Consider the following 755-nt stretch of genomic DNA (forward strand, 5'->3'; position numbering starts at 1 on the left):
TCGGCTGGAAGGCTACCGAGTTCCAGTTCACCGTCACCGAGCGCAACGGCAAGAACCTTTCCAACGACCGCATCGGCGACCCGCGTGCCGGGCACATCAGCTCGGTGCAGGAGGTCTGGGGCCGCGGGCAGACCTGGCGGCTGACCCAGCTGTGGCTCAAGCAGCAGTACTTCGACGGCGCGCTGGACGTGAAATTCGGCCGTTTCGGCGAGGGCGAGGACTTCAACAGCTTCCCCTGCGATTTCCAGAACCTGGCCTTCTGCGGCTCGCAGGTGGGCAACTGGGCGGGGAGCATCTGGTACAACTGGCCGGTCAGCCAGTGGGCGTTGCGGGTGAAGTACAACTTCGCGCCGGACTGGTACGTGCAGGTCGGCGCCTACGAGCAGAACCCGTCGAACCTGGAGACCGGCAACGGCTTCAAGATGAGCGGCAGCGGGACCAAGGGCGCGTTGCTGCCGGTGGAGCTGATCTGGCAGCCGAAGGTCGGCGCCGAGCAACTGCCGGGCGAGTACCGGCTGGGCTACTACTACAGCACGGCGAAGGCCGATGACGTCTACGACGACGTCGACGGCCAGCCGCAGGGGCTGACCGGCAACGACTTCAAGTCGCGCGGCAGCAAGCATGGCTGGTGGGTGGTGGCGCAGCAGCAGGTCACTTCGCACAACGGCGATGCCTCGCGCGGGTTGAGCCTGTTCGCCAACCTGACGGTCCACGACAAGGCGACCAACGTGGTGGACAACTACCAGCAGCTCGGG

At 65.8% G+C, this 755-nt stretch carries 1 pseudogene; it reads left to right on the forward strand.

The features are described from left to right. Positions 1-755: pseudogene (gene oprB / locus LJF27_RS30325) on the forward strand (carbohydrate porin OprB); the annotation flags it as partial.

It is taken from the genome of Pseudomonas sp. 203-8, from assembly GCF_020708595.1.
Classification (GTDB): domain Bacteria; phylum Pseudomonadota; class Gammaproteobacteria; order Pseudomonadales; family Pseudomonadaceae; genus Pseudomonas; species Pseudomonas aeruginosa.